We start from the raw sequence: 25,047 nt of genomic DNA, 5'->3' as shown, positions 1-25,047 counted from the left end.
TGTACGAATCCTGCCGCTGTCGGTTTTTCGGTGCGTCCACACCCGGTTTCACTGCGTGATGAGCCCTCAACTCAAGCGGCCGCGAAGCGCCCTGCGGGCGCGGACTAATGTCGTCGCGACAACATCGCAGCAACCCCCGTGATCCGCCGCGCCCATCCGAAGCTTGCCGGGTTCACGGAATCGAACAGCTCTGGAGAACGTCCCGCATGAACCGCAAGACTCTGGTGCTGCCGGCAGTGGCCGGCCTGCTCACGCCGGTTCTCGCCGCGTGCGGCGGAACCGACAGCGGGGCCAAGAACGGCGACCCCATCGTCGTCGGCACCACGGACCGGTTCACGGCCACGAGCGACGCCCCCGCGCCCCTCGACCCCGCCTACGCCTACGACGTCGGCACCTGGAACATCCTGCGTCAGACCGTGCAGACGCTGATGATCCAGCCCAAGGGCGAGGGCAGCCCCGTCCCGGAGGCCGCCGAGAGCTGCAGCTTCACCGACACCGGCAACGAGCGCTACGCCTGCAAGCTGCGCAGCGGCCTGAAGTTCGCCTCCGGCGACCCGGTCACCGCCGCCGATGTGAAGTTCTCCATCGACCGCGCCATGAAGCTCCAGGCCGACAGCGGTGTCGCCGCCCTGCTGAACACCATCGACACCGTCGAGACGCAGGGCGACCGCGAGGTCATCTTCCACCTGAAGACGGCCGACGCCACCTTCCCCTTCAAGCTGTCCACCCCGGTCGCGGGCATCGTCAGCCCCAAGTCCTACGCCAAGGGCACGCTGCGTGACGGCTTCGAGGTCGACGGCTCCGGCCCGTACACCTTCAAGGCCCAGGTCAAGGGCGACGCCATGGTCAGCGCCACGTTCACCAAGAACCCCTCGTACAAGGGCAATTCCGAGCTGAACAACGACAAGGTGGAGATCCGCTCCTTCGACGACGCCGACGCGATGGGCGCGGCCCTGGACCGCGGCGACATCGACGTCATGAGCCGCACCATGTCGCCGAGCCAGATCCAGAAGCTCGACGGCGGTTCCGACGAGAACGCCGACCTCGTCGACATGCCGGGTCTCGAGATCCGCTACCTCGCCTTCAACACCAACGCGCAGACGGTCAAGGACAAGGCCGTCCGCCAGGCCATGGCCCAGGTCATCAACCGCGGCGAACTGGTCTCCAAGGTCTACGGCACCCAGGCCGAGCCGCTGTACTCCCTGGTGCCCGCCACCCTGACCGGCCACTCCAACTCGTTCTTCAACAAGTACGGCGACCCCAGCCCCGCCAAGGCCAAGCTGCTGCTGGCCAAGGCCGGTGTCACCGCCCCGGTCAAGCTGACGCTGCACTACACCACCGACCACTACGGCTCCGCCACCAAGCAGGAGTTCGAGGTCCTCCAGAAGCAGCTCAACGACAGCGGTCTCTTCGACGTGACCATCCAGGGCCACCCCTGGGCCACCTTCCGCCCCGCGGAGCAGAAGGGCCAGTACGACGTCTACGGCATGGGCTGGTTCCCCGACTTCCCGGACGCGGACAACTTCCTGGCGCCGTTCCTCGACAAGGACAACTTCCTCGGCTCGCCGTACTCCAACAGCACGATCGAGCGGACGCTGATCCCCGAGTCCCGCCGCGAGGCCGACCGCCTCGACGCCGCCAAGAGCCTCACCGACATCCAGGACACCGTCGCCGAGGACGTCCCCGTGCTGCCGCTGTGGCAGGGCAAGCAGTACGTCGCCGCACGGGACGACATCACGGGCACCTCGTACGCCCTGAACTCCTCGTCGACGCTTCAGCTCTGGGAGCTCGGCCGTGGTGTGAGCGGCTGACGTCTCCCGTACCCGGAGCCGCGACGGCGGCTCCGGGCCACGAACCGACGACAAGGCACTGCTGTGAAGATGAGCACCCAGTGGCCGGTCCTGCCCGTGGTGGCGGGGCTGGCCTGCGGCCTGCTGACCGGCTGCGGCTCCGGGACCGACGACGCCAAGGGCACCGGTCGGGCCGTGGTGATGGGGATGTCCGACGACGTCCTGGCGACCGACCCGGCATCGGGCTACGACCCCGGCTCCTGGCTGCTGTTCAACAACGTCTTCCAGTCCCTGCTCAGCTTCCCCAACGGCGGCACCCAGCCCGAGCCCGAACTCGCCAAGTCCTGCGCGTTCGGTGACACCCGGGCCACCCTCTTCACCTGCGAACTCAAGCCCGGCCTGAAGTTCAGCAACGGCGACTCCCTCACCTCCGAGGACGTCAAGTTCTCCTTCGACCGCCTGCTGAAGATCAACGACCCCGCCGGTCCGGCCGTCATGTTCCCCACGCTGGAGCGGGTCGAGACACCGGACGCCAAGACGGTCGTCTTCCACCTCAACGCCCCCGACGCGACCTTCCCCAGCAAGATCGCCTCCGGCGCCGGCTCGATCGTCGACCACCGCCAGTACGACGCCGGCGCCCTGCGCACCGACACCAAGGCCATCGGCTCCGGCCCCTACAAGCTCGACTCCTTCGACAAGGGCAACGCCGTCTTCTCGGTCAACTCCCACTACAAGGGCACCGCCGACATCAAGAACTCCGGCGTCACCCTCAAGTTCTTCCACGGCGACCAGAAGGCCCTGAAGAAGGCCCTCATCGGCGGCGACATCGACATCGCCTACCGCGGCCTGAGCGCCACCGACATCACCGGCATCGACGCCCAGGAAGGCACCCAGGGCATCGACGTCATCGAGGGCAGCAGCGCCGAGGTCCAGCACCTCGTCTTCAACATGAAGGACCCCGTCGCCGGAAAGCTCGGCGTACGCAAGGCCATCGCCCACCTGCTCGACCGCGACGCCCTCATCCACCACGTCTACCAGGGCACCGCCACCCCGCTGTACTCGATCATCCCGGCCGGGATCATCGGCCACAACACCGCCTTCTTCGACACCTACGGCGCCCGCCCCTCCAAGGCCAGGGCCGCCCAGGCCCTGCGCGCCGACGGCATCACCGGCAAGGTCGAACTGACCCTGTGGTCCACCCCGGCCCGCTACGGCCCCGCCACCGACGCCGAACTGCGTGCCGTCGCCGCCCAGCTCAACGCCAGCGGCCTCTTCGAAGCCGACGTCAAGTCCGTCCCCTTCGGCCAGTACGAGAAGGACATCGCCGCCGGAAAGTACGGCGTCTACGTCAAGGGCTGGGTGCCCGACTACCCGGACGCCGACAACTTCACCGCGCCCTTCTTCGGCAAGGGCAACGTGCTCTCCAACCACTACGACAACAGCCGCCTCACCGGCACCCTGCTCCCGGCCACCGCCGCGCAGAGCGACCGCGCCGCCACCGACAAGGACTTCGCCCAGGTCCAGGACATCGTCGCCGACGAACTGCCCCTCCTGCCCGTCTGGCAGGCCAAGCAGTACGCCGTCGTCCGGGACGGCGTCTACGGCCTCGAGTACTGCCTCGACGCCTCCACCGTCTTCCGCTTCTGGGAACTCAGCAAGAGCTGAAACCCCGCCAGGGAACACCGAGGGCGCCCCTCCCGCAGGAAGGGCGCCCTCGAAACCGTGTCTACTGCGCGCCCGGCCGCACCAGACCGCTCTCGTACGCGTACACCGCCGCCTGCACCCGGTCCCGCAGGCCCAGCTTCGTCAGCACATGACCCACATGCGTCTTCACCGTCGTCTCGCTCACGAACAGATCCGCCGCGATCTCCGCGTTCGACAGCCCCCGCGCCACCAGCTTCAGCACCTCCACCTCACGGTCCGTCAGCGTGTGCAGCGTGCTCGGCGCCGGCTCCTCGCCCGACGGCAGATGCGTGGCGTACTTGTCCAGCAGCCGCCGCGTGATGCTCGGCGCCAGCATCGCCTCGCCCTGCGCCACCACCCGGATCGCCTGCACCAGCTCGTCCGCCGGAGCGTCCTTCAGCAGAAACCCGCTCGCCCCCGCCCTGAGCGCCTCCACCACGTACTCGTCCAGATCGAACGTGGTCAGCACCAGCACCTTCGCCGGACCGTCCCGCTCCGGACCCGTGATCTGCCGGGTCGCCTCCACCCCGTCCATCCGGGGCATCCGGATGTCCATCAGCACGACATCCGGCTGCAGCGCACGCACCTGATCGAGCGCCTGAAGACCGTCACCGGCCTCACCGACGACCGCCAGATCCGGCTCCGCCTCCAGAATCATCCGGAACCCGGTACGCAACAGCGGCTGGTCATCGACCAGAAGGACGCGGATGGCCACCTGAGAACTCCTTCGCTAGACCGGCCCCATTGTGCCCGCGCCCTCCTCGCCCGGCTCCGCCGCCCTCACCGCGAGCGGATACGGCGGGGGAGTACCCCCGAACTCCGGGCACACCGCCTGGTGGTCGCACCAGCCGCACAGCTTCGTCGGCCGCGGCCGCCACACCCCCGACTCCGTCGCCTCCCGGATCGCCGCCCACAACGCCAGCAGCTTCCGCTCCACCCGCTCCAGATCCGCCGGCACCGGGTCGTACGTCAGCACGTCACCACTGCCGAGATACACGAGCTGCAGCCGGCGCGGCACCACCCGCTTCAGCCGCCACACCACCAGCGCGTAGAACTTCATCTGGAACAGCGCGTCCTCCGCGTACTCCGGGCGCGGCGCCTTCCCCGTCTTGTAGTCGACGATGCGCACCTCACCCGTCGGCGCCACATCCACCCGGTCGATGATCCCGCGCAGCCGCAGCCCCGAATCCAGCTCCGTCTCCACGAACAGCTCACGCTCGGCCGGCTCGAGCCGCGTCGGGTCCTCCAGCGAGAACCAGCGCTCCACCAGCCGCTCCGCCTCACCCAGCCAGCGCGCCAGCCGCTCACCCTCCGGATCACCCTCGAACAGCTCCGAGACCTCCGGACGGCTCTCCCGCAGCCGGTCCCACTGCGCCGGGATCAACGACTTCGCCCGCGGCGCCGTACGCTCCGCCGCCGGCGCGTCGAACAGCCGCTCCAGCACCGCGTGCACCAGCGTGCCCCGCGTCGCCGCCTCGCTCGGCTTCTCCGGCAGCCGGTCGATCACCCGGAACCGGTACAGCAGCGGACACCGCATGAAATCACTCGCCCGCGACGGAGACAGCGACGACGGCGCCACGACGACCCGCGCGACACCCTCCGCGCCGCCCCCGCCACCCGAAACGCCCTCGGGGGCACTGTCCACACCGCTGCTCTCCATGACCCAAGACCATACGGCCCGGCACCGACAGCGACCCAGCCGCACACCTCCCCGCCCCGGGAACACCAGGGTGCCGGAGCGGACCGCGCCACCCCGGCCGCATACCATCGACCCGAGACCCTTCCGCCCGGCCACGCGCGGAAGACGCTTCGAACAAGGGGACACCGTGGACGTGAGCGGCGGGAACGGGCAGCCGCGGCCGGACGAGAACCACCCGGCCGAGCACCCCCCAGTGCCTCCGGCCCCGAACCCGGAACACGACCCCGAACACGACAAGGGCAAACCCGAACAGCCCGAACCCGGCGACACCGCCGAGGCCGGCCGCCCCGGGCACGAGCACCGCTCCCTCGCCCACGCCGGCATCGCCCGCACCGACCCGCCCCCCGAGCGCCCCAAGGAACCCGGCGGCGGCATCCTCATGGGCCGCCCCTTCGGCGTACCCGTCTACGTCGCCCCGAGCTGGTTCCTCGTCGCCGCCCTCATCACCTGGGTCTTCGGCGGCCAGCTCGACCGCGTCCTGCCCGAACTCGGCGCCCTGCGCTACCTCGTCTCCCTCTTCTTCGCGGTCGCCTTCTACGCCTCCGTCCTCGTCCACGAACTCGCGCACGTCATCGCCGCGCTCCGCTTCAAACTCCCCGTGCGCCGCATCCAGCTCCAGTTCTTCGGCGGCGTCTCCGAGATCGAGAAGGAAGCCGAGACACCCGGCCGCGAATTCGTCCTCGCCTTCGTCGGACCCCTGCTCTCCCTCGTCCTCGCCGGACTCTTCTACCTCGCCCTCAAACCCGTCGAACCCGGCACCGTCCCCGGCGTCCTGCTCGCCGGACTGATGATCTCCAACCTGATCGTCGCCGTCTTCAACCTGCTGCCCGGCCTCCCCCTCGACGGCGGACGCATGCTCCGCGCCGTCGTCTGGAAGATCACCGGCCGCCCCATGACCGGCACCGTCGCCGCCGCCTGGATCGGCCGCGCCCTCGCCGTCTCCGTCCTCATCGGACTGCCCCTGCTCAACCAGTCCGGCGCCCTCGGCGGCGACCGCGACATCAGCGGCATGGACACCGTCACCGACGCCCTGCTCGCCGCGATCCTCGCCGCCATCATCTGGACCGGCGCCGGCAACAGCCTCCGCATGGCCCGGCTGCGCGAACACCTCCCCGACCTCCGCGCCCGCACCCTCACCCGCCGCGCCGTCCCCGTCCAGAGCGACACCCCCCTCTCCGAGGGCCTGCGCCGCGCCAACGCCGCCGGCGCCCGCGCCCTCGTCGTCGTCGACGCCGACGGCACCCCCCTCTCCCTCGTCCGCGAAGCCGCCATCGTCGGCGTCCCCGAACACCGCCGCCCCTGGGTCCCCGTCAGCGACCTCGCCCAGGACCTCACCGACGGCATGCGCGTCTCCGCCGAACTCACCGGCGAGGAGCTGCTGGACACCCTGCGAGCGACCCCCGCCACCGAATACCTCGTCGTCGAGAACACCGGCGAGATCTACGGCGTCCTCTCCGCGGCGGACGTGGAGAAGGCCTTTGTCAAGGCAATGGCAAGGCCCACCTGACAACTCCGCGAAGTGGTACGGACCAAGGGGCGCGGGGAACTGCGCGACCGGCCCCGAACGGTGCGCACCGGTCGACGCACCCGCACCTCCCCGGACCGCTGCCGACGGTCAAGCCCCCGGCGGCGAGCCGGTAAGCTGGTCACATGTCCGAACCGACCGGTGCCGCCCGCAGGCGCGGGCCCTTCAAGGTCGGGGACCAGGTTCAGCTGACCGACCCCAAGGGCCGCCACTACACGTTCACGCTCGAAGCCGGGAAGAACTTCCACACCCACAAGGGCTCCTTCCCGCACGACGAACTGATCGGCGCTCCCGAGGGCAGCGTTGTCCGCACCACCGGCAACGTCGCCTACCTCGCGCTGCGCCCCCTGCTCCCCGACTACGTCCTGTCCATGCCCCGCGGCGCCGCCGTGGTCTACCCCAAGGACGCGGGGCAGATCCTGGCCTTCGCCGACATCTTCCCCGGCGCCCGCGTCGTCGAAGCGGGCGTGGGCTCCGGCTCGCTGAGCAGCTTCCTGCTGCGCGCCATCGGCGACCAGGGCATGCTGCACTCCTACGAGCGCCGCGAGGACTTCGCCGAGATCGCCAAGCAGAACGTCGAGCGCTACTTCGGCGGCGAACACCCCGCCTGGCAGCTCACCGTCGGCGACCTCCAGGACAACCTGTCCGACACCGACGTCGACCGCGTCATCCTCGACATGCTCGCCCCCTGGGAATGCCTGGAGGCCGTCTCCAAGGCACTCGTCCCCGGCGGCATCCTCTGCGCCTACGTCGCCACCACCACCCAGCTCGCCCGGACCGTCGAGTCCATCCGCGAGATCGGCTGCTTCAACGAGCCGACCGCCTGGGAGACGATGATCCGCAACTGGCACATCGAGGGCCTGGCCGTCCGCCCGGACCACCGCATGATCGGCCACACCGGCTTCCTGCTCACCGCCCGCCGGCTCGCCGACGGCGTCGAACCGCCCATGCGCCGCCGCCGCCCCGCCAAGGGCGCCTACGGCGACGACTACGCCGGACCCAACGCCGACGGCGGCGCGGGCCGCTGACCCGCACCCACCCCGCACCACACCAGGGCGCCGTACCCCCACCTCCCGCCACCACGGGAACCAGGGGCACGGCGCCCTCGCGTTCCCCCTCGCGATCACGGACCCCGCACCCCGCAGAATCCGCACCCGCCCCCGCCGTTCCCACCCACCGTGACGTGTGACACCATGCTGGCCACCCCCTCACCGGCACAGCCCCACAGGAGACCCTCCTAGTGCAGCAATCCGCCGTCCCGGAGCTCGCCCGCACGGACACCCGGCCCATCCACTGGGTCGCCACGGCCACCGCGGTCGCCGGCGTGATCGCACTGTCCTCCCTCGTGCAGCCCGGCCCGGCCACCGCGGCCCAGCCGGCCACCGCCACCGAGGCCAGGCCCGCCCCCGCGCCCACCGCCACCACCCCGCCCGGCACCACCGGCGTCGCCTTCCCCCTCGACTGCGGCCCCGTCAAAGCCGTCGTCGCCCACCAGGCGGACGGCGACCTCGACGGCGACGGAAAACCCGAAACCGTCGCCGTCGTCCACTGCGACGCCGCCATGGGCACCCCGCCCGACGCCGTCTACGTCCTCACCCGCAACGCCACCGACGGCAAACCCCGCCTGGTCGCCACCCTCGTCCAGCCCGCCGACCGCCTCACCGCCACCGACCTCGCCGTCCGCGACCGCACCGTCACGGCCACCCTGCTCGGCTACTCCACCGAGGACGTACCGAGCTGCTGCCCCGACGTGAAGAAGCCCGCCGCCTGGCACTGGAACGGCCACGCCTTCCTGCGCACCACCCCGGCCGACAGCCGGGGCGTCTGACCCCCGAACGCACGAGACGCGCGCATGCCCCCGGCACGCGCGCGTCCCCGCTGAAACCCTGTCGAGCGGACCTCAGTCCGCCTCCGGCCCGAACACCTCGACCTTGTCCGAAACCCGGCGCACATGGATGCACGCCCCCGGACACTCCTTCGCCGAGTCCACCACATCCGTCAGCAACGGCAGCGGCACCGGCGTCGTCGCCCCCACGGCCTGGAGCAACTCGTCGTCGGCGTCCTTCACATAGGCCAGCCCGTCGATGTCCAGCTCGAACACCTCCGGCGCGTACTGGGCGCAGATCCCGTCACCGGTACACAGGTCCTGGTCGATCCAGACCTCCAGCGCCTCGCCGTCCGGGGCCTCCTGCTGCACGCTCATCTCTCCTGACCTGGATTCGCCGGACCCACGTGCCCGGCGGCTGTCGAACACCCCGACCCTACCTGGGCCGCACCGGATCACCCGGAACAAGCGGCTTCCCCATCCCGTTCAGTGGGTATCCCCTCCGTGCGAGAGGGAGCGCACCGGGTGACCGACGACACACCTTGACAGTCTTTGTGATCTAGGGGTTTCAATCGACACCCACCCAGGTAGGGTCTGGAAGCGTCCAGCTCCCCTTGGAGGAGGTGAGGACCGTGGCAGCCCACGACGACGACATCAACCGCGGCATCCGCTCGGGACGAGGGTCCGACGACCCCGCCGGGCAGATTGCCTATCTTGAGCAGGAGATCGCCGTCCTGCGCCGCAAGCTCGCCGACTCTCCGCGGCACACGAGGATTCTCGAGGAGCGGATCGTCGAGCTTCAGACCAATCTGGCCGGCGTCTCCGCACAGAACGAGCGCCTGGCCAACACACTCCGCGAGGCCCGCGACCAGATCGTGGCCCTCAAGGAGGAAGTCGACCGGCTCGCCCAGCCGCCGGCCGGCTTCGGAGCGTTCCTTCAGGCCAACGAGGACGGCACCGCCGACATCTTCACCGGCGGTCGCAAACTCCGCGTCAACGTCAGCCCGAGCGTCGAACTCGACAACCTCAGGCGCGGCCAGGAAGTCATGCTCAACGAAGCGCTCAACGTGGTCGAGGCCATGGAGTACGAGAGCGTCGGCGACATCGTCACCCTCAAGGAGATCCTCGAGGACGGCGAACGCGCCCTGGTACTGGGCCACACCGACGAGGAACGCGTGGTCCGGCTCGCCGAACCGCTCCGGGGCGTCACCATCCGCCCCGGCGACGCACTCCTCCTCGAACCCCGCTCCGGCTACGTCTACGAGGTCGTGCCCAAGAGCGAGGTCGAGGAACTCGTCCTCGAAGAAGTCCCCGACATCGGCTACGAACAGATCGGCGGACTCGGCGGCCAGATCGAGGCCATCCGCGACGCCGTCGAACTCCCTTACCTCTACCCCGACCTCTTCAAGGAGCACGAGCTGCGCCCGCCCAAGGGCGTCCTGCTCTACGGCCCCCCCGGATGCGGTAAGACCCTGATCGCCAAGGCCGTCGCCAACTCGCTCGCCAAGAAGGTCGCCGAAGTGACCGGACAGGCCCAGGGCAAGAGCTTCTTCCTGAACATCAAGGGCCCCGAGCTGCTCAACAAGTACGTCGGCGAGACCGAGCGGCAGATCCGCCTCGTCTTCCAGCGTGCCCGTGAGAAGGCCAGCGAGGGCACCCCCGTCATCGTCTTCTTCGACGAGATGGAATCCCTCTTCCGCACCCGGGGCTCCGGCGTCAGCTCCGACGTCGAGAACACCATCGTCCCGCAGCTCCTCGCGGAGATCGACGGTGTCGAGGGCCTCCAGAACGTGGTCGTGATCGGCGCCTCCAACCGCGAGGACATGATCGACCCCGCCATCCTCCGGCCCGGCCGGCTCGACGTGAAGATCAAGATCGAGCGCCCGGACGCCGAAGCCGCCAAGGACATCTTCGGCAAGTACCTCACCGAGCGCCTCCCGCTGCACTCCGACGACCTCGGCGAGCACGGCGGCGACAAGGAGATCACCGTCCAGAGCATGATCCAGACGGCGGTCGAGCAGATGTACGCCGAATCCGAGGAAAACCGCTTCCTGGAAGTCACCTACGCCAACGGAGACAAGGAAGTCCTCTACTTCAAGGACTTCAACTCCGGCGCCATGATCGAGAACATCGTCGGCCGCGCCAAGAAGATGGCGATCAAGGACTTCCTCGACAAGAGCCAGAAGGGCCTCCGCGTCTCCCACCTCCTCCAGGCATGCGTGGACGAGTTCAAGGAGAACGAGGACCTGCCCAACACCACCAACCCCGACGACTGGGCCCGCATCTCCGGAAAGAAGGGCGAACGGATCGTGTACATCCGCACCCTCATCACCGGAAAGCAGGGCGCGGACACCGGGCGGTCCATCGACACGGTGGCGAACACCGGTCAGTACCTGTAAAGGGCTCCAGCGGCTGCGGATGCCCGCCACGGGCATCCGCAGCCGCTCGCTTTTCCGGCCACGACCGGAGCAGTCAATGACGCGAATGATCTCCCCACCAGTGCAAAGGCGTTCTAGGCTCTTTCCTACCGCCGAGTCGCGCAGTGCGGGGACGGGCACCGCACACGCACCGGAGCGCCAGCGGTACGCGAGCGGCACCCAAGACAGAGGGTGCCGCCGGGCAAGGAGGGCCGCATGACCGTACGGCGAGTAATGGGCATCGAGACGGAGTACGGCATCTCCGTCCCCGGCCACCCCAATGCCAATGCCATGCTCACCTCGTCCCAGATCGTCAACGCCTACGCGGCCGCGATGCACCGGGCCCGCCGGGCCCGCTGGGACTTCGAGGAGGAGAACCCGCTGCGCGACGCGCGAGGCTTCGACCTCGCACGGGAGGCCGCCGACTCCAGCCAGCTCACCGACGAGGACATCGGCCTCGCCAACGTCATCCTGACCAACGGCGCCCGGCTCTACGTCGACCACGCCCACCCCGAGTACAGCGCCCCCGAGGTCACCAACCCCCGCGACGCCGTCCTCTGGGACAAGGCGGGCGAACGCATCATGGCCGAGGCCGCCGAACGCGCCGCCGCGCTGCCCGGCGCCCAGCCCATCCACCTCTACAAGAACAACACCGACAACAAGGGCGCCTCCTACGGCACGCACGAGAACTACCTGATGAAGCGGGAGACCGCCTTCTCGGACATCGTGCGCCACCTGACGCCCTTCTTCGTCTCCCGCCAGGTCTTCGCGGGCGCCGGCCGCGTCGGCATCGGGCAGGACGGCCACGAACACGGCTTCCAGCTCAGCCAGCGCGCCGACTACTTCGAGGTCGAGGTGGGCCTGGAGACCACCCTCAAGCGGCCCATCATCAACACCCGCGACGAACCCCACGCGGACGCCGAGAAGTACCGCCGCCTCCATGTGATCATCGGCGACGCCAACCTCTCGGAGATCTCCACCTACCTCAAGCTGGGCACCACCGCACTGGTCCTCTCCATGATCGAGGACAACTTCATCGCGGTGGATCTCGCGGTCGACCAGCCCGTCCGCACCCTCCACCAGGTCTCCCACGACCCCTCCCTCCAGCACCTCGTCACCCTGCGCAGCGGACGCACGCTCACCGCCGTGCAGTTGCAGATGGAGTACTTCGAGCTGGCCCGCAAGTACGTCGAGGAGCGGTACGGCGCCGACGCCGACGACCAGACCAGGGACGTCCTCGTCCGCTGGGAGGACACCCTCACCCGGCTGGAGAACGACCCCATGAGCCTGGCCGCGGAACTCGACTGGGTCGCCAAGCGGCAGCTCATGGAGGGCTACCGTCGCCGCGACGACCTCGACTGGGACGCGCCCCGGCTGCACCTGGTCGACCTCCAGTACGCCGACGTGCGCCCCGAGAAGGGCCTCTACAACCGCCTGGTCGACAAGGGGCGCATGAAGCGGCTGCTGGACGACGCGGAGGTCGAGCGGGCGCGTACGAAGCCGCCGGAGGACACCCGGGCCTACTTCCGGGGGCGGTGCCTGGAGCAGTACGCGGACGACGTGGCCGCGGCCTCCTGGGACTCGGTCATCTTCGACCTTCCCGGCCGCGATTCGCTCCAGCGGGTGCCAACCCTGGAACCTCTTCGCGGAACGCGAAATCACGTCAAGGAGCTGCTGGACCGGTGCCGGACCGCTGATGAGCTGGTCAGGGTGCTGTCCGGCAATTGAAACCCCGGTCCGGGACATTGATTCGGCTCCCTTCGCAGGGTGGAAATCCCGGCGTCAGGGAATCATCGAGATGGCCCCCGTACGTTCCTGGAACTACGGGGCCGATGTCGGACCCGGCTTGTAGGGTCTGATCATCAGCGAACGGCGAACTGAGCGGGGTGAGGGTTATGGCGACCAAGGACACCGGCGGCGGCCAGCAGAAGGCCACACGCTCCACCGAAGAGGTCGAGGAGCAGACCCAGGAGGCACAGGGCTCCGAAGACCTCAAGGAACGACAGGAAAAACTGACCGACGACGTGGACTCGGTGCTGGACGAAATCGACGATGTCCTCGAGGAGAATGCCGAGGACTTCGTGCGAAGCTTCGTTCAGAAGGGCGGACAGTAAGTCGATTCGGCCTTCGAATCGAAGGTGCGGGGGTGTAAGTGAGGAGTGCGGAGGTGAAGCGCTGCTCGCGGTGCAATGTGACAAAGCCGCGGGCGGCGTTCGCCAATAACAAGTCGGCTCGTGACGGATTGCAGGCCTACTGCCGGGAATGCTGGTCGGCGTACCACCAAGCTCGTCAACTGGCGAAAGGGAAGAACGTGAGGCCGCGGGTGGAGACGCCCGAGGGATTCAAGTTCTGCCGGAGCTGCAATGCGGTCAAGCCGTGGAGTGAGTGGCACCGCAACGCCTCGGCCTCCGACGGCCTGTCGACGAGCTGCAAGGCTTGTCGGGCCGCCAAGGGCCGTGCTCATCACCTGAAGAGCAATTACGGCCTGACCGAAGCAGAGCGCGACGCCATGGTCGCTTCTCAGCGGGGGCTCTGTGTGATCTGTCTGAATGCCCCGGCCGCACATGTGGATCACTGCCACAAGACGGGTAGGGTCCGTGGCGTACTGTGCTTCAACTGCAATTCGGCCATCGGCAAGCTGGGGGACGACCCCGAGGCCGTACGCCGGGCCGCCGCCTATCTGGAAGGAAACTCGTGGAAGCCAATACTCGTGGCACCGGGCGTCTACCAGCTGCCTTCCTGACGCCTGGGTCGTCCTCCTTCATGGACTTCCTGTCGGACCACCAGCCGGAGCTGCTGCCGGGCAAGCGGACGCTGCCCCCGGTGCAGGGCGTGATCGAGGCCCCGCACGGGACGACGATCGTGGCCGTGACGTTCCCCGGAGGCGTCGTCCTCGCCGGTGACCGCAGGGCCACCATGGGCAACGTCATCGCCCAGCGCGACATCGAGAAGGTCTTCCCGGCGGACGAGTACTCCGCGGTCGGCATCGCCGGCACCGCGGGCCTGGCCGTGGAGATGGTCAAGCTCTTCCAGTTGGAGCTGGAGCACTTCGAGAAGGTGGAAGGCGCGCAGCTCTCCCTGGAGGGCAAGGCGAACCGCCTGTCGACGATGATCCGCTCCAACCTCGGCATGGCCATGCAGGGCCTGGCCGTGGTCCCCCTGTTCGCGGGGTACGACCTGGACCGCGAGAAGGGCCGCATCTTCTCGTACGACGTGACCGGCGGCCGCAGCGAGGAGCACAACTTCGCGGCGACCGGTTCGGGTTCGGTGTTCGCGCGCGGGGCGATGAAGAAGCTGTTCCGCGACGACCTGACCGAGGACGAGGCCACCACCCTGGTGGTGCAGGCGCTGTACGACGCGGCCGACGACGACTCGGCGACCGGTGGTCCCGACGTGGCGCGCCGGATCTATCCGATCATCACGGTGATCACCGACGAAGGTTTCCGCAGGCTGACCGAGCAGGAGGCGTCGGAGCTGTCTCGCGCGGTGCTCCAGCGGCGGCTGGAGGAGCCGGACGGTCCGCGGGCCGCCCTGCTCTGAGCGGGTGCTCTCGGTCTTCGCAGTGAGGTGATCCCAGTGACCATGACAGAAAGGGACGGATAACCGGTGTCGACGCCGTTCTATGTCTCACCCCAGCAGGCCATGGCGGACCGCGCCGAGTACGCCCGCAAGGGCATCGCGCGCGGTCGCAGCCTGGTGGTCATGCAGTATGCCGACGGGATCGTGTTCGTCGGTGAGAACCCGTCCCGTGCGCTGCACAAGTTCAGCGAGATCTACGACCGGATCGGCTTCGCGGCCGCCGGCAAGTACAACGAGTACGAGAATCTGCGCATCGGTGGTGTCCGGTACGCGGACCTGCGTGGTTACACCTACGACCGGGACGACGTGACCGCGCGCGGTCTGGCGAACGTGTACGCGCAGACGCTGGGCACGATCTTCTCCTCGGCGGCCGAGAAGCCGTACGAGGTGGAGCTGGTGGTGGCGGAGGTCGGTGAGACTCCGGACGGCGACCAGATCTACCGGCTGCCGCACGACGGTTCCATCGTGGACGAGCACGGTTCGGTGGCGGTCGGCGGCAACGCGGAGCAGATCAGCACGTTCCTGGATCAGCGGCACCGGGACGGGATGAGTCTGGCGGAGGCGCTGAAGCTGGCGGTGCAGGCGCTGTCGCGGGACACCAACGGCGGCGAGCGGGAGATTCCCGCGGAGCGTCTCGAGGTGGCGGTGCTGGACCGGACGCGGCCGCAGAAGCGGAAGTTCAAGCGGATCGTGGGCGGTCAGTTGTCGCGGTTGCTGGCGGCGAACGGTGCGGCGACGGAGGCGGAGAGCGCTGACGATCCGGACGAGGCGTCCGGCTCCGAGAAGGAGTGAGGCGCGCGCTGCGCGGTGTGTGGTGAGGTGCCCTCGGCCGGTTTCCGGCCGGGGGCGCTTTGTGTGTGGCGTGGGGAGGGCCTCAGGAGGGCCGTGGTGGGGCCGTGGAGGCGCGGGGGATGAGGTGGACCGGGATGTCCCCGTGCGGGGGCTCGCGGCCGTCCAGGACGGCGAGGAGGGCCTGCATGCCGCGTTCGCCGAAGAGTTCGGCGTCGAGGCGGACGGTGGTCAGCTCGGGGTCGAGGGCGGTGGCGAGGGCGAGGTCGTCGAGGCCGGTGACGGAGAGGTCGTCGGGGATGCGCAGGCCGAGGCGGCGGGCGGCCTTGTAGGCGCCGGCGGCGAGTTTGTCGTCGTCGCAGACGATGGCGGTGGGGCGGGGGCCGGGCGTGGTGAGGGCGGCCTCGGTGGCGGCGCGGGCGGCGTCGATGGTGATGGGGGCGCGGGCGGTGGTGAGCCGGGTGCCGGGTGTGGTGGCGAGGCGGTCGGCGAGTTCGCGGGCGCGGATCTCGAAGGTCCAGGAGGGGACGTCGGCGGCGAGGTGGAGGAGGTGGCGGTGGCCGAGGCCGAGGAGGTGGTCGGTGACCTGGCGGACGCCGTCGGTGATGTCGAGGTTGACGGTGGCGGCGCCGAGGCTGCCGGCGGGGTCGCTGTCGAGCATGACGAGGGGGAGCTGGTCGCCGCTGATGGCGGTGAGGGCGTCGGCGGCCATGGAGGAGGCGATGACGCCGTCGAGGGCGGCCTGGGCGCTGGCGAAGGGGTCGCGGGCGGGGCCGACGCCTTCGGGGGAGGGGTAGAGGACGACGCCGAAGCCGTGCTGGGCTGCGACGCGGGCGGCTCCGGTGTAGACGCCGGCGAAGAACTCGGTGGTGAGGGCGGGGACGACGAGGAGGACGGTGCGGGTGTGGCCGAGGCGGAGGTTGCGGGCGGCGAGGTTGGGGCGGTAGCCGAGGTCGGTGGCGGCCTGGCGGACGCGCTGGGCCGTGGTCTCGGAGACGCGGCCGCGCCATTTGTCGCCGAGGACGAGTGAGACGGCGGCCTGGCTGACTCCGGCCGCGCGGGCGACGTCACGGCTGGTCGGGCGCGTGCTGCTGCGTGCCACCGCGGGCGTGCTCCTCTGGGTGCTGGGTGCTGTGTGGACGGTCGGACAGCGCACATGGTACGTATGAAAGCGCTAGTTATACGTAACACTTCGGGGACATCGCGACGGCCGTCGGGGGTGCCGGAGCGGCCGCTGAAGGGGCGGGACATGGCGACGGGTTATCTGGAGATCCTGCGGGCGCGGCATGCGCTGCACCTGCTGACGGGGACGCTGGTGGGCCGGCTGCCCAACGCGGTGGCGCCGATCGCGATGCTGCTGTTCGTGCGCGCGGAGGGCGGTACGTACAGCCTGGCGGGCGCGCTGGCGGCGGTGTACGGGGTGGCGAACGCGGTGGGCCAGCCGCTGCTGGGGCGGCTGGTGGACCTGTACGGGCAGCCGCGGGTGCAGTTGCCGGCGGCGGTGGCGTCGGCGCTGGCGATGGCGGGGTTCGCGTTCTGCGGGATCGGTCCGCTGGGCCTGGCGTACGCGCTGGTGGCGCTGGCGGGGCTGTGCACGCCGCCGCTGGAGGGCGGGCTGCGGGCGCTGTGGCCGTCGGTGCTGCGCCGGGGGGACCAGGTGCACACGGCGTACGCGCTGGACGCGGTGGCGCAGGAGGTGATGTTCACGGTCGGGCCGCTGCTGGTGACGTTGTGCGTGTCGGTGTGGTCGGAGCGGGCGGCGCTGCTGGTGCTGAACGCGGTGGGCGTGCTGGGGGCGCTGTCGGTGGTGGTGTCGGCGCCGTCGCGGGCGTGGCGGTCGGAGCCGCGGGAGGCGCACTGGCTGGGGGCGCTGCGGTCGCGGGGGCTGCTGGCGCTGCTGGGGGCGTTCCTGTTCGTGGGGATCGCGATGGGGTCGATCACGGTGGCGTCGGTGTCGTACGCGGACGGGCACGGTGGTGACGCGGTGTACGGCTGGATGATGGCGGGGCTGGGCCTGGGCGCGCTGGTCGGCGGGACGGTGTACGGGGCGCGGCAGTGGCCGGGGGTGCCGGAGCGGCGGCTCAGGGTGCTGGTGGCGCTGCTGGCGGTGTGTTACCTGCCGTTGCTGTGGATGCCGGGGCCGGTGGCGATGGTGCTGCTGTCGGTGGTGTCGGGCGTGTTCCTGGCGCCGTGCATCGCGTGCGCGTTCATCATCGTGGACCGGCACGCTCCGGCGGGGACGGTGACGGAGGCGTTCTCGTGGCTGGTGACGACGTTCATGGTGGGCGCGTCGGTGGGGACGGGGCTCGCGGGGCCGGTGGTCCAGTCGGGTGGTGCGTCGTGGGGGTTCGCGGTGCCGGGGGTGGCGGGGGGTGTGTCGTTGCTGGTGCTGCTGGCCACGGGACGGGTGCTGGCGGCTCCTGTCGGGGGCGGTGTGGTTGCGGCTTCATCGGAAAATGATCCAGATCGTGCTGCCGAACCCCGTTTCAGTTCAGGGGATCGGGCGTAATGTTCAGTCATGGACCGCCGCATTTTCGGGCTGGAGAACGAGTACGGCGTCACGTGCACGTTCAGGGGACAGCGGCGTCTGTCTCCTGACGAGGTGGCGCGGTACCTCTTCCGCCGTGTCGTGTCATGGGGCCGCAGCAGCAATGTCTTTCTGCGGAACGGCGCCCGGCTGTATCTCGACGTGGGCTCACATCCGGAATACGCGACACCCGAGTGTGACAATGTGACCGAACTGGTCACCCACGACAAGGCCGGCGAGCGCATTCTCGAGGGACTCCTGGTGGACGCGGAACGACGCCTGCACGAGGAGGGAATCGCGGGCGACGTCTACCTCTTCAAGAACAACACCGACTCGGCGGGCAACTCCTACGGTTGCCACGAGAACTATCTGGTGGCGCGGCACGGGGAGTTCTCCCGGCTCGCGGACATCCTCATCCCGTTCCTGGTGACCCGGCAGTTGCTGTGCGGGGCGGGCAAGGTGCTCCAGACCCCGCGTGGCGCGGTGTACTGCGTGAGTCAGCGGGCGGAGCACATCTGGGAGGGCGTGTCGTCGGCGACGACGCGTTCGAGGCCGATCATCAACACCCGCGACGAGCCGCACGCGGACGCCGAGCGGTACCGGCGCCTGCATGTCATCGTCGGCGACTCGAACATGTCCGAGACGACGATGCTGCTGAAGGTCGGCGCCACCGATCTGGTGCTGCGCATGATCGAGGCGGGCACGGTGATGCGGGATCTGACGCTGGAGAACCCGATCCGGGCGATCCGCGAGGTCAGTCACGACATCACGGGCCGGCGCAAGGTGCGTCTGGCCAGTGGCCGGGAGGCGTCGGCGCTGGAGGTGCAGCGCGAGTACTTCGACAAGGCGGTGGACTTCTGTGACCGCCGGGGCATCCGTACGGGCACGGTCGCGCAGGTGCTGGAGCTGTGGGGCCGGACGCTGGACGCGATCGAGACGGAGGACCTGGACCGGATCGGTACCGAGATCGACTGGGTGATGAAGTACAAGCTCATCGAGCGGTACCGCGAGAAGCACAACATGACGATGTCGCATCCGCGGGTCGCGCAGATAGACCTCGCGTATCACGACATCCACCGGCGTCGTGGGCTGTACTACCTGCTGGAGAAGAAGGGTCAGGCGGCGCGGATCTGCAATGACCTGAAGATCTTCGAGGGCAAGTCGGTGCCGCCGCAGACGACTCGGGCGCGGTTGCGCGGTGACTTCATCCGGCGGGCGCAGGAACAGCGCCGGGACTTCACGGTCGACTGGGTGCATCTGAAGCTCAACGACCAGGCGCAGCGCACGGTGTTGTGCAAGGACCCGTTCCGTTCGGTGGACGACCGGGTGGAGAAACTGATTGCCGGAATGTAGGAGCGGCGGCTCCGGCCGCGGCTTTTGGCGCCGTATTGTCTTCGAGCGCCACACGGGCGCCGTACGTTTCCCGTACGGCGCCCTTGTCACGCCGTAGAGTTGCGCGCACCAATCCGCAAGATCGACCGATTACGAGGCATCTCCCGTGCGCCGACGCTCACTCCTCATGGCCGCCGTTCCCGCTGGACTGGTCACGCTCGCCGGGTGCGGCGACGGCGATTCGAAGTCGAGCAAGGCCAGCGCTTCCCCCTCGGCCTCGGCGTCGGCGCCTCCGCCGCCGAAGATCGTGGACGGTCCGCTGCCGGCGATCACGGCGGGGACGAAGTTCGGGGAGAAGCCGACGGTCGCCAAGGGCACGGGGGACCCGTCGAAGGACCTGGCGGTCCGTACGGTGATCGCGGGCAACGGCCGCACGGTGGCGGAGAACGATTTCATCAAGGCGAACTACCTGGGCCAGATCTGGAGCTCGGGGAAGGTCTTCGACAATTCCTACGACCGCAATCCGCTGGTGCTGCAGTTGGCGCAGGGCAGCATCATCGACGGCTGGCGGTACGCGCTGACGGGGAAGAAGATCGGCAGCCGGGTGGAGATCGCGGTGCCGCCGACCTGGGGGTACGGGCCGTCGGGCAATGAGCAGGCGGGGATCAAGGGCACGGACACGCTGGTGTTCGTGATCGATCTGCTGGACTCCTACAACGCCAAGAGCTCGGCGAAGGGCAAGGTGGTCCCGCAGACGGACGCGGCCCTGCCGAAGGTGGCCACCAACACCGACGGCAACCTGCCGAAGGTGACGCTGCCGAAGTCGGACCCGCCGAAGAAGCTGGTGTCGAACTACATCCTCGAGGGCGACGGGGACGAGGTCACCAGGAAGCAGGCGATCCTGTGCCAGTTCCAGGGCCTTGAGTGGCAGGGCGGCCGGACGTTCCAGAAGACGTACGGCTCGGGGCGCCTGAGCCAGTTCTCGGTGGAGCAGATGGAACAGGTCGTCAAGGGTCTGGCGCAGGGGGTCACGGGGAAGAAGGTCGGCAGCCGGGTGCTGGTCGTGGTGCCGCCGGACCTGGGCTACGGCGACAACCCGCCGAGCGGGAGCGGTATCAAGAAGGGCGCCACGCTGGTCTTCACGGTCGACATCCTCGCCGCGATGTAGTGCGCCGGGCGCGCGAGCTGCGGGGATGACAGACTGTCCATGTTTCGTTTCGTACACACGCAGGAGCTTTTGACGTGAGCATCGACAAGCCCGAGGTCGACTTTCCGGGCGGCGAGCCGCCGAAGGACCTTGAGATCAAGGACATCTGGGAGGGCGACGGCGAGGTCGCCGAGGCGGGCGACTTCGTCAAGGTGCACTACGTGGGCGTCGCGTTCTCCACGGGTGAGGAGTTCGACGCGTCCTGGAACCGCGGCACGCCGCTGGACTTCCAGCTCGGTGTCGGCCAGGTCATCCCGGGCTGGGACAAGGGCGTGCAGGGCATGAAGGTCGGCGGCCGCCGCCAGCTCGTCATCCCCGCGCACCTCGCGTACGGCGACCGGGGCGCCGGCGGCCGGATCGCGCCGGGCGAGACGCTGATCTTCGTCTGCGACCTCGTGGGCGTCGGCAAGCGCTGACCCGACGGTCAAGCCTGATCGTTTCTGATCGAAGAAGGGCCCGTGCCTGGCGCGCGGGCCCTTCTTCTGTGATCACGCTCGTCCGGTATGGCCCCCGTTCTTTGCTTCGGCTTTTGCCGCGCCACCCGGGAGCGGTACGGTCGACGGTCGGAAGCACATGAGGGAAGGCGTAGGGCGTCGATGGCCATTGCCAAGGCCGAGCGGTTGATGAACCTCGCGCTGTGCCTGCTCGGCGCACGGCGGCCGCTCAGCAAGCGCGAGCTGCGCGGGTCCATCGAGGCGTACCTGGAAGCGGGGTCGGACGACTCCTTCAACCGCATGTTCGAGCGGGACAAGGACGATCTGCGCGAGCTGGGCCTGGTCATCGAGACGGTGGAGAACCTGGAGGGCGAGATCGGCTATCTCGCCCGCCGGGACAGCAACCGGCTGCCCGCGATCACCCTGGACGCCGAGGAGGCCGCCGCCCTGGGCCTGGCCGCCAAGGTCTGGCAGCAGGCCCGGCTGGCCGGTGCGGCCAGCGGCGCCCTGCAGAAGCTGCGCGCGGCCGGACTGCCCGAGGACGTCGACCCCTACGGCTCGCACGGCGCGCTGGAGCCGCGCATCCCGGTGCACGAGGCCGCGTTCGAGCCGCTGATGCTGGCCTGCCGGGACCGCCGCCCGGTGGTCTTCGACTACCGCAAGGCGTCCGCCGCGCACCCCGAGACCCGGCATGTCGAGCCGTGGGCGCTGGAGTGCTGGCGCGGCCACTGGTACCTGGCCGGCTACGACCGCGAGCGCGGCGCCGAGCGCGTCTTCCGGCTGTCCCGGATCACCGGCAAGGTCCGCGCCCGCGGCACGGGCTTCACCGCGCCGGTGCCGGACGTGGTGACCGTGCGGGAGACGGTCCGGGGCTGGGCGGGGGAGACCGCCGACCGCTCCGCGCTGATCCGGCTGCGGGCGGGCGCCGGCTACCCGCTGCGGGCCAGGGCCACCAAGGTCCGCGAACTGGGCGACGGCTGGGACGAGTTGGAGATCCCGTACGGGCACGGGCTGGATGCCTGGCTGGTGGAGTTCGGACCGGACGTGGTGGTGCTGGAACCGGCCGAGCTGCGGGCGGACGTGGTGGACCGGCTGCGTGCCGTGGCCAAGGGCTGAGAGCGGAGCGAGACACCATGGCAGGCAAACCGGCGAGGCCCGTGAACGCCATCGACCAGACCCGGCGGATGCTGTCGCTGGTCACCTATCTGCGCGAGCGCCCCGGCGCCCGGATCGCGGACGTGGCCCGCGCCTTCGGCATCACCGAGGACGAACTCGTCTCCGACCTGGACGTGCTGCCCATGTGCGGCACCAGTTTCCGCGGCGGCGACCTGCTCGACATCGACACCGACGGCGAGCGCATCTGGTGGCACAACCCGGCCGCCCTCGGCGAGGACGCGGCCGAACCGCTCAGGCTCGCCGCCGACGAGGCGACCGCGCTGCTGGTGGCCGCCCGCGCGGTGGCCACGCTGCCCGGACTGCGCGAGAGCGACCGGCAGGCGCTGGTACGCGCCACCGCCAAGGTGGAGACCGCCGCCGGTGAGGCGGCCGGGGCCAGCTCCCGGCTGTCGGTGACCTTCGAGTCCGAGGGCGGGGTCTTCGCCGACGTCGACCGGGCCATCTCCGAGCGGCGCCGGCTGTGGGTGCGCTACTACTCCCCGGCCCGCGACGAGCTGACCGAGCGCGAGATCGACCCGATCCGCCTGGTCACCATGGGCCACACCTACGTCGAGGCGTGGTGCCGCCGCTCGGAGGCACGCCGTACCTTCCGGCTGGACCGGGTCGCGGAGATCCGGATTCTCGACGAGCCGGCCGCGCCGCCCGAGATAGAACCGCGCGACCTGTCCGAGGGGCTGGTGCAGCCCGCCGCCGAGGACCCCGAGGTCGTGGTCGAGGTCGGCCCCGGCGGGCGCTGGGTCGCGGAGTACTACCCGCACGACACGGCCGAGGAGCTGCCCGACGGCGGCCTGCGCATCACCCTGCGCACCCCCGACCCGGCCTCGCTGCGCCGGCTCGCCCTGCGGCTCGGCCCCGACGGCCGGATCGTGTCGCCGTCCGACCTCGCCGACCGCGCCCGCCGGGCAGCGCGCGAGGCGCTGGCCGCCTACGAGGGGTACACGCCGTGAACGAGACCTCGGTGACCGGGACGCGCGAGGTGACGGCGGCCGCCGCCTTCGCCGGGATGCGGCGCGCCGTCCCCGTGGTGTTCAAGGCGGCCTGCCCCGACTGCCGGGGCCGGTTCGAACTGGCCGCGAGCGCGCTGCGGCTGGCCATCGGCGGCTCCAGCCGGACCACGTTCTACTCCTTCACCTGCCCCGAGTGCGGCACGGCGGTGCGCAAGCCCGCCGGGGACCGGATCGTGCAACTGCTCAGCGGCGCCGGGGTGCGGACCCTGCGGCTGCACTCCACCGTCTGAAGCCGCCTGCGGACGGTCTAGGCTCGTCCTCATGTTCTGGCCGATGTTCGCGGTTGCCATGGGATTTCTGGGTCTCGCCGTGCTGGGGGTGCTCGCCGTCCGGGTCTTCCTGGCCGCACGGCAACTCGGCGTCCAGGTGGCCGACTCCGGGCGCCGCATCAGCCGTGCCGCCGAGGAGCTGGAGCGGGCCGCGGTGCGCACCGCCCGCGCCGCCGACACGCTCTGACCTGCGGGGCGAGGCGGGCGCCGGAAACGCCACAAGCGGTTTGCGTCACTTCGCCCTGTCGTGCGGGACAGCCGTACGGGTACGCTGCTGGTCGCGGTGCGGAGAACGAGGCGCGTACCGCGGACCGGGAGTACGTACGGGGATTGCCTCTCGTTTACCCCTGAGCGTTACGATCGCTGCCGACACGACCATCCGGACGCTTGTCCGAGCGGTCGCGCAGCACCCCACCCCCCCCGCCTCGGTGAGAAGGTACTAACTCATGGGCATCGGACGACTCGGTCCTACCGAGATCATTCTCATCCTCGTCGTGGTCTTCCTGCTCTTCGGCGCGAAGAAGCTTCCGGACATGGCCCGCTCCCTGGGCAAGTCCGCGCGCATCCTCAAGAGCGAGGCGAAGGCGATGAAGGAGGAGAGCAACACCTCCGCGCCTCCCACCCCCGGCGAGCAGCCCCCCGCGCAGCGCACCATCCAGGCCGCCCCCGGCGACGTGAACAGCGCCCGCCCGGTCAACGAGCCCACGGACACCCCCCAGCGCTGAACCGCGGCCGCATTCCCGGCCTGCCGCACGAGATGAGGACGTGGGTTGCTCAAGTCTGCCCGCAAGAAAGAGAAGGACCCCGAGGGGCGGATGCCCCTCGTGGAGCACCTGCGTGAGCTGCGCAACCGGCTCGCCAAGGGCATGTTGGCGATCACGGTCGTCTCCGTGGTGGCCGCCTTCTACAGCCAGGACCTGATGTCCTTCCTCTCGCATCCGGTCCCGCGCTGCACCGAGGGTCTGGGGGAGTCCACCGGAGGCTCCTGCGCGGTCATCGCCTACACCGACCTGCTGTCGCCCTTCACCACCACGGTGAAGGTCTGCTTCATGGCGGGCGTGGTTCTCTCCAGCCCCGTCTGGCTCTACCAGCTCTGGGCGTTCATCGCACCGGGCCTGCACCGCAACGAGCGCAAGTACACCTACGGGTTCGTGGCCGCGGCGGTGCCGCTCTTCATGGCGGGCGCCTGGCTCGCCTACACGATCCTGCCGATCTCCATGCGGGTGCTGCTGGGCATCACCCCCGACGGCTCGGCGAACATCCTGCCGATGGACAAGGTCCTGGACTTCATCGTCCGGATGATCCTCATCTTCGGCGGCGCCTTCGAGCTGCCGCTGCTGCTGGTCATGCTGAACTTCGCCGGTGTGGTGACCGCGCGCCGGATGGCCGGCTGGTGGCGCGGTGTGGTCATGGGCGTCTTCGTCTTCGGCGCCGTCGCCACCCCCACCACGGACCCCTTCGGCATGATCGCGCTGGCCGGCCCGATCGTGGTGCTGTACTTCATCGCCGTCGGCATCGCGTTCCTCAACGACCGCCGCCGCCGGCGTGTGGAGGAGGCCGCCGAGCTGGACGACGACGAAGCCTCGCCGCTGGACCACCGGCCGGAGCCGATCGCCGGCCCCGAGCGGCTGACCGCCGCCGTGCCCGAGCAGGCGCGCCAGGCCGAGGCCCTGCCGCCGGGCCGGTACGAGGGCTACGACGACGTCACCTGAAATGCGGCAGTACCCGTGACCGAGGGGCCGGACGGATCTTCCGTCCGGCCCCTCGGTCGTGTGCCCGGCCGCCTGC

25 protein-coding genes are annotated in these 25,047 nt (G+C 69.7%); 21 read left to right on the top strand and 4 right to left on the bottom strand.

The window, feature by feature from the left end; translation table 11 throughout:
- Positions 1-206: 206 nt before the first annotated feature.
- Complete coding sequence (locus tag ACZ3HQ_RS26325; protein ID WP_467514570.1) at positions 207-1,811, top strand: ABC transporter substrate-binding protein; 1,605 nt, start codon at positions 207-209, stop codon at positions 1,809-1,811.
- Between the two features lie 69 nt (positions 1,812-1,880).
- Complete coding sequence (locus ACZ3HQ_RS26320) at positions 1,881-3,455, top strand: ABC transporter substrate-binding protein (protein ID WP_467514568.1); 1,575 nt, start codon at positions 1,881-1,883, stop codon at positions 3,453-3,455.
- Between the two features lie 61 nt (positions 3,456-3,516).
- On the opposite strand, the gene ACZ3HQ_RS26315 is transcribed toward ACZ3HQ_RS26320, so the two are convergent.
- Positions 3,517-4,188: a response regulator gene (locus ACZ3HQ_RS26315; RefSeq protein ID WP_031180020.1), complete on the bottom strand. Its 672-nt coding sequence runs from the start codon at positions 4,186-4,188 to the stop codon at positions 3,517-3,519.
- A 15-nt stretch (positions 4,189-4,203) separates the two neighbouring features.
- On the bottom strand, positions 4,204-5,133 hold the full coding sequence (locus tag ACZ3HQ_RS26310) for a RecB family exonuclease (protein ID WP_467514566.1): 930 nt from the start codon (positions 5,131-5,133) through the stop codon (positions 4,204-4,206).
- On the opposite strand from ACZ3HQ_RS26310, the gene ACZ3HQ_RS26305 reads away from it, so the two are divergent.
- The 3 genes from ACZ3HQ_RS26305 (at position 5,132) to ACZ3HQ_RS26295 (ending at position 8,525) form a co-directional block, all read left to right on the top strand.
- A complete protein-coding gene (locus ACZ3HQ_RS26305) occupies positions 5,132-6,679 on the top strand; it encodes a site-2 protease family protein (RefSeq protein WP_467514564.1) in 1,548 nt (515 codons plus the stop codon). The two genes, ACZ3HQ_RS26310 and ACZ3HQ_RS26305, sit on opposite strands and share 2 nt — an antisense overlap.
- Before the next feature lie 143 nt (positions 6,680-6,822).
- Entirely contained in the window at positions 6,823-7,725 is a 903-nt protein-coding gene (locus ACZ3HQ_RS26300) for a tRNA (adenine-N1)-methyltransferase (protein WP_031180023.1), read from the top strand.
- A 212-nt stretch (positions 7,726-7,937) separates the two neighbouring features.
- Positions 7,938-8,525: a hypothetical protein gene (locus ACZ3HQ_RS26295; protein WP_467514562.1), complete on the top strand. Its 588-nt coding sequence runs from the start codon at positions 7,938-7,940 to the stop codon at positions 8,523-8,525.
- A 72-nt stretch (positions 8,526-8,597) separates the two neighbouring features.
- Here the strand turns inward: ACZ3HQ_RS26295 and ACZ3HQ_RS26290 are convergent, their stop codons facing one another.
- On the bottom strand, positions 8,598-8,900 hold the full coding sequence (locus ACZ3HQ_RS26290; RefSeq protein ID WP_467514560.1) for a ferredoxin: 303 nt from the start codon (positions 8,898-8,900) through the stop codon (positions 8,598-8,600).
- 254 nt (positions 8,901-9,154) lie between these two features.
- Between ACZ3HQ_RS26290 and arc the strand changes: the two genes are divergently transcribed.
- From arc to prcA, 6 genes are all read left to right on the top strand, one after another.
- On the top strand, positions 9,155-10,921 hold the full coding sequence (gene arc, locus ACZ3HQ_RS26285; RefSeq protein ID WP_467514558.1) for a proteasome ATPase: 1,767 nt from the start codon (positions 9,155-9,157) through the stop codon (positions 10,919-10,921).
- A gap of 234 nt (positions 10,922-11,155) precedes the next feature.
- The gene (gene dop / locus ACZ3HQ_RS26280) at positions 11,156-12,667 is read left to right on the top strand and encodes a depupylase/deamidase Dop (protein ID WP_467514556.1); all 1,512 of its coding nucleotides are present in this window, start codon (positions 11,156-11,158) and stop codon (positions 12,665-12,667) included.
- Between the two features lie 167 nt (positions 12,668-12,834).
- On the top strand, positions 12,835-13,053 hold the full coding sequence (locus ACZ3HQ_RS26275; RefSeq protein WP_135792641.1) for a ubiquitin-like protein Pup: 219 nt from the start codon (positions 12,835-12,837) through the stop codon (positions 13,051-13,053).
- A gap of 53 nt (positions 13,054-13,106) precedes the next feature.
- Entirely contained in the window at positions 13,107-13,682 is a 576-nt protein-coding gene (locus ACZ3HQ_RS26270) for an endonuclease VII domain-containing protein (protein WP_467514554.1), read from the top strand.
- Positions 13,634-14,479, top strand: coding sequence for a proteasome subunit beta (prcB, locus tag ACZ3HQ_RS26265; RefSeq protein ID WP_467514551.1), 846 nt, complete (start codon positions 13,634-13,636; stop codon positions 14,477-14,479). Before ACZ3HQ_RS26270 ends, prcB begins: the two co-directional genes overlap by 49 nt.
- 66 nt (positions 14,480-14,545) lie before the next feature.
- Complete coding sequence (gene prcA / locus ACZ3HQ_RS26260) at positions 14,546-15,310, top strand: proteasome subunit alpha (RefSeq protein ID WP_350752468.1); 765 nt, start codon at positions 14,546-14,548, stop codon at positions 15,308-15,310.
- A gap of 82 nt (positions 15,311-15,392) precedes the next feature.
- Here prcA and ACZ3HQ_RS26255 read toward each other — a convergent pair whose 3' ends face one another.
- On the bottom strand, positions 15,393-16,409 hold the full coding sequence (locus tag ACZ3HQ_RS26255) for a LacI family DNA-binding transcriptional regulator (protein ID WP_467514548.1): 1,017 nt from the start codon (positions 16,407-16,409) through the stop codon (positions 15,393-15,395).
- A 147-nt stretch (positions 16,410-16,556) separates the two neighbouring features.
- Between ACZ3HQ_RS26255 and ACZ3HQ_RS26250 the strand changes: the two genes are divergently transcribed.
- The 10 genes from ACZ3HQ_RS26250 (at position 16,557) to tatC (ending at position 24,971) form a co-directional block, all read left to right on the top strand.
- A complete protein-coding gene (locus ACZ3HQ_RS26250; RefSeq protein ID WP_467514547.1) occupies positions 16,557-17,816 on the top strand; it encodes an MFS transporter in 1,260 nt (419 codons plus the stop codon).
- A 9-nt stretch (positions 17,817-17,825) separates the two neighbouring features.
- Positions 17,826-19,187, top strand: a complete 1,362-nt coding sequence (pafA, locus tag ACZ3HQ_RS26245; protein WP_030812727.1) for a Pup--protein ligase — start codon at positions 17,826-17,828, stop codon at positions 19,185-19,187.
- Between the two features lie 145 nt (positions 19,188-19,332).
- Positions 19,333-20,334: an FKBP-type peptidyl-prolyl cis-trans isomerase gene (locus ACZ3HQ_RS26240; protein ID WP_467514545.1), complete on the top strand. Its 1,002-nt coding sequence runs from the start codon at positions 19,333-19,335 to the stop codon at positions 20,332-20,334.
- A 74-nt stretch (positions 20,335-20,408) separates the two neighbouring features.
- Positions 20,409-20,789, top strand: a complete 381-nt coding sequence (locus tag ACZ3HQ_RS26235) for an FKBP-type peptidyl-prolyl cis-trans isomerase (protein WP_467514544.1) — start codon at positions 20,409-20,411, stop codon at positions 20,787-20,789.
- 180 nt (positions 20,790-20,969) lie between these two features.
- Positions 20,970-21,923, top strand: a complete 954-nt coding sequence (locus tag ACZ3HQ_RS26230; protein WP_467514542.1) for a helix-turn-helix transcriptional regulator — start codon at positions 20,970-20,972, stop codon at positions 21,921-21,923.
- Between the two features lie 17 nt (positions 21,924-21,940).
- The gene (locus tag ACZ3HQ_RS26225; RefSeq protein WP_467514540.1) at positions 21,941-22,930 is read left to right on the top strand and encodes a helix-turn-helix transcriptional regulator; all 990 of its coding nucleotides are present in this window, start codon (positions 21,941-21,943) and stop codon (positions 22,928-22,930) included.
- Positions 22,931-22,986: 56 nt separating this feature from the next.
- The gene (locus ACZ3HQ_RS26220) at positions 22,987-23,220 is read left to right on the top strand and encodes a hypothetical protein (protein WP_467514773.1); all 234 of its coding nucleotides are present in this window, start codon (positions 22,987-22,989) and stop codon (positions 23,218-23,220) included.
- A 31-nt stretch (positions 23,221-23,251) separates the two neighbouring features.
- Complete coding sequence (locus ACZ3HQ_RS26215) at positions 23,252-23,446, top strand: hypothetical protein (protein ID WP_467514538.1); 195 nt, start codon at positions 23,252-23,254, stop codon at positions 23,444-23,446.
- Between the two features lie 265 nt (positions 23,447-23,711).
- Positions 23,712-23,984 carry a Sec-independent protein translocase subunit TatA gene (gene tatA / locus ACZ3HQ_RS26210; RefSeq protein ID WP_467514771.1) on the top strand — a complete coding sequence of 91 codons (273 nt, stop codon included), beginning with the start codon at positions 23,712-23,714 and terminating at the stop codon, positions 23,982-23,984.
- A gap of 90 nt (positions 23,985-24,074) precedes the next feature.
- Complete coding sequence (gene tatC / locus ACZ3HQ_RS26205) at positions 24,075-24,971, top strand: twin-arginine translocase subunit TatC (protein ID WP_467514537.1); 897 nt, start codon at positions 24,075-24,077, stop codon at positions 24,969-24,971.
- Positions 24,972-25,047: the final 76 nt, after the last annotated feature.

This window comes from Streptomyces sp. NPDC018263, from assembly GCF_055562575.1.
The sequence above is the reverse complement of the archived record's forward strand: the minus strand, read 5'-3'. Positions and strand labels throughout refer to the sequence as shown.